The sequence below is a fragment of the Thermodesulfobacteriota bacterium genome (assembly GCA_039028315.1).
Taxonomy (GTDB): domain Bacteria; phylum Desulfobacterota_D; class UBA1144; order Nemesobacterales; family UBA2774; genus CR02bin9.
The window spans coordinates 1-3,394 of record JBCCIH010000217.1; the positions used below are offsets into that span (position 1 = coordinate 1).

The 3,394-nt window shown below is 42.3% G+C and carries 4 protein-coding genes; all 4 read right to left on the reverse strand.

Translation table 11 applies throughout. The features are described from left to right. Positions 1 to 293, reverse strand: a 293-nt coding sequence (locus AAF462_11015) for a ribulose-phosphate 3-epimerase (GenBank protein ID MEM7009652.1), incomplete at its 3' end; no start/stop codon positions are given. 15 nt (positions 294 to 308) lie between these two features. Beyond that, a complete protein-coding gene (gene rpiA, locus AAF462_11020) occupies positions 309 to 1,025 on the reverse strand; it encodes a ribose-5-phosphate isomerase RpiA (protein ID MEM7009653.1) in 717 nt (238 codons plus the stop codon). After that, the gene (locus AAF462_11025; protein MEM7009654.1) at positions 1,022 to 1,777 is read right to left on the reverse strand and encodes an HAD family phosphatase; all 756 of its coding nucleotides are present in this window, start codon (positions 1,775 to 1,777) and stop codon (positions 1,022 to 1,024) included. The genes rpiA and AAF462_11025 overlap by 4 nt, the downstream gene beginning before the upstream one ends. 12 nt (positions 1,778 to 1,789) lie before the next feature. Next, on the reverse strand, positions 1,790 to 3,394 hold a 1,605-nt coding region (locus AAF462_11030), incomplete at its 5' end, for a hypothetical protein (GenBank protein MEM7009655.1).

Below are 3,394 nucleotides of genomic sequence, written 5' to 3' on the forward strand. Positions count from 1 at the left end.
CTATGAAGATGTGGGCAGGTTTCCTGATGTACGATAATTTGATCCGCTCCTGCCTTAACAAAATCCTCTATATATTTTTCTGGCTCAACTATCATTAAATGAACGTCCAAGAACATATTTGTAATCTGCCTAATTGCAGACACGACGCCGGGACCAAAATTAATGTTAGGAACAAACCTGCCGTCCATAACATCTATCTGGATTCCTTTGACACCCGCTTCCTGGGCATCCACAACGGCCTCTCCAAGCTTTGTAAAATCGGCTGACAAAATTGAAGGTTCTATTTCTATCATATATACGCTATACCTCTATGAATCGTTTCTTTTTTGATATCTTATTCCGTTAGATGTTGCTACTATGACCTCTGTTGCTGTGCCGAGAAATAGTCCAAACTCTGCAATCCCGGCTTTCTGCCCTAATTTCTGGGCAAGATCGGGCAAATTAGATATGGGACCAAAATTAGAATCTAAAATATAATTTTCTTGATCAGTTGTGTATATGCCGCCATCGTCTTTTTTTCTCAAAACCGGCTCTGCACCAAGTGACTTTAAAAACTCGGCCACCGGCATCCATGAAAAGGGTATTACCTCTATAGGAACTGCAAAATGTGTTCCCAATTTTGGAGAGAGCTTGCTTTCATCAACTATCATAATATTTCGTTTGCTTGCCTGGGCCAGTACTTTTTCTCTTAACAGCGCCCCACCCCCGCCTTTAATCAAGTTAAGGTCAGGGTCAACCTCATCAGCCCCGTCAATCGTGAGATCGATTTGTTGCTTATCGTCAAAGGTTGTAATTGGAATTCCTAAGTCCTTTGCTCTATTTTCAGTTTGTATTGAACTGCATATGCCGATTATATCTGTTAAGCGGCCTTGTTTTAAACGCGTGCCTATCTCTTCGAGGGCAAACTTTGTTGTGCTGCCTGTGCCTAACCCTAAAACCATCCCGGATTCCACAAAATCAACAGCGCTTATGCCGGCTTCTTTCTTAAGTCGGTCTTGAAGACTAACTCCGTTACTAGAGCTCAATTTGCTGTCTCCTTTAGAGTATTTAATTCTGAAATAAATTCCTTTGCAGTGTCAATTAATTCCGGCAGATTATCTACAATTCTAAGATTATCAGCTTTTGCTAATTTATGTACGCCCTCTTTGGTGAAATCTGATGGAACTGCAATGCAGCTTACATCAGCAGCCAGCGCAGCCCTTATTCCAGAGGAGGAGTCCTCTATAGCTAGACCTTGTGAGTGCGATATCCTTAGTTCTTCGCATAGCAGATTATAAATCTCCGGATCGGGTTTACCGTGTTCTACATCCTGGATAGTAGAGATAACATCAAACTCAGATCGTATATCCAGAACATCTAGCACACGGTACGCTTCTCTTCTATGAGACATGGTCCCAAGTGCGGTTGGATAACCCTGATTTCTCGCCCATTTAAGCAGCGCTAAGTTATAAGGACAAAGGTGTTCTTTTAAAATTTTCGGGTCAGATATCATTTTAAAGTAAGCATCCAATCTAATATCGATAAAAGCCTGCCAGGGTTTTGCAACATCAAAATCCTTCATTCTTCTTGATGCCGCATCACCTAAATCAAATTTGTTAAGCAGCCCCTTGGCAACTTCCTTTCTCGAGAGCCCCACGAACTCTTTAAATCCTTCAACCACTTCATCTATGGTTAAAGAGGGATTAAGCTCAACTGCTGCTTTTGCATAGGACTCTGCTTTTAATACCTCTGTCTGCACAAGTGTGCCGTCTAGATCAAAAATAATTGCTTTTATCAATTGTATTCGTTTCTATATGCTTCTTGTTAATCTATTGATATCCTTTACAACATCCTCTCCTAAGTGGAATGTTATCACATTTCTTTTATTGTTGAGAAGCGCTCTGCGGTCTCCTAAAGCTTGAGCGGTTTTGAGCACACCAAAGCTCATAGATGAAGCCTTTTTTCCTGCTTCGTCTGGTATCGGCACATCCTCTGGCATCTCAGAAGTAAACTGTATAAACAGACCATTACCGGCGTCTCCTTTGTGAAGCTGACCTGTTGAGTGCAAGAACCTTGGCCCAAATCCCGATGTTGTTGCAAGCTGGTACTTAGCCTGCACTTTTTTGCGGAATTTCTGCATCGCTTCGTATGTAGCATCATCTGGCTTAACGTAGGCTTGAAGGGTTACATAGCTCCTTCCCTTTCCGCCGTTTCTACCTTTTTTGGCAAGCTTAAGGAACTTCTTAAGCGAATCCTCAACACTTTTTGCTTTAAAGCTTGAGTAAACAGTTATACCTTTTTCTGTCAGCGTTGGTCTTACATAAGGTAGCTTTCCTTTTTCCTGATACTGGGCAATCATTTTTCGAGCCAAAACTTTAGCCGCCTCAACATTAGGCTGATTAAATGGATGGATTCCAATAATCATTCCAGCAATTGCTATTGCAAACTCCCAGCGGAAGAACTCGCCTCCAATATCGTAGATATCTTGTAAATTTATCCTGACAACTGGATGACCATGGTCTTCTAAAACCTTAACTTTTCTATCATATGTTGTGTCACCTGCAAGACGAAGATAAACGAAAAGTCTGTCGTTGGCATAATTATTAGGGGGTCCAATAGGCTCACGGTCAACCGGCAAAATTCCTTTGCCGATTTTTCCTGTGCTCTCAGCTATAAGCTGCTCAGCCCAAGCGCCAAAACTCTCAATAGGTGGAGAAGCAATTAACGTTACTTTATCGTGTCCCGCTAAAGTAAGCTCTCCCATGATTGCGCCGAGCCAAGCTCCTGAGTGATCACCTTCTACAGCGCAGTTACAGCTCTCGTTGTTGTGCAGCATTTTTATAGCGCGCTCGAGTAGAAGCGGAACATCTACTCCCTGAAACGCTGCCGGCGGTATTCCGACAAATGATAGAGCCGAGTAACGGCCGCCGATATTAGGATCATTTAGAAATGTTGTCCTGAATTTAAGATCTTGAGCAATGTTCTCAAGGTTGCTTCCGGGATCGGTAATTGCGACAAAGTGTTTCCCTACCTCTTTTTTACCCACTTCATCGAGTACTTCGTTATAGAAATACTTCATATATGAAAGAGTCTCGGCAGTTCCGCCTGATTTGGTAGATACTACAAACAGAGTTTTCTTCATATTAAGATTTCTTCTATAGTCTAGTATCATTCCTGGGTCGGTACTGTCCAGGACATGGACATTTAAGTAACCCTTTCTAGATCCGTAGGTTTCTCTTATTACTTCAACTGCAAGGCTTGAGCCGCCCATGCCAAGGAGTAAAAGGTCAGTGTACCCCTCTTTTCTGACTTGCTTAACCACCACGTTAATGCCTGTTATAGCGTCTGCCATTACCTCAGGTATATGAAGCCAGCCAAGGCGGTTACTTATTTCAGTAGGTTTCTTTTCCCAAAC